Here is a 250-nt window from a genome sequence, read left to right as displayed (position 1 = left end):
TCAACCAGGACGGCGCCAGCAACGGACTCACCGCACCCAACGGCCCCTCCCAACAACGCGTCATCCGGACAGCGCTGAACAACGCCGGCCTCGACCCGGCCGACATCGACGCCGTCGAAGCCCACGGCACCGGCACCCGCCTCGGCGACCCCATCGAAGCCCAAGCCCTCCTCGCCACCTACGGCCAAGCCCACACCGACGAACAACCCCTCTGGCTCGGCTCACTGAAATCCAACATCGGCCACACCCA

1 protein-coding gene is annotated in these 250 nt (G+C 68.0%); it reads left to right on the top strand.

Going from position 1 to position 250, the window contains the following annotated elements:
• The coding region (locus BEK98_RS47090; RefSeq protein WP_143684283.1) for a hypothetical protein at positions 1-250 on the top strand (250 nt) is incomplete at both ends.

The sequence above is a fragment of the Streptomyces diastatochromogenes genome (assembly GCF_002242805.1).
GTDB classification, from domain to species: Bacteria; Actinomycetota; Actinomycetes; order Streptomycetales; family Streptomycetaceae; genus Streptomyces; species Streptomyces diastatochromogenes.
The sequence above is the reverse complement of the archived record's forward strand: the minus strand, read 5'-3'. Positions and strand labels throughout refer to the sequence as shown.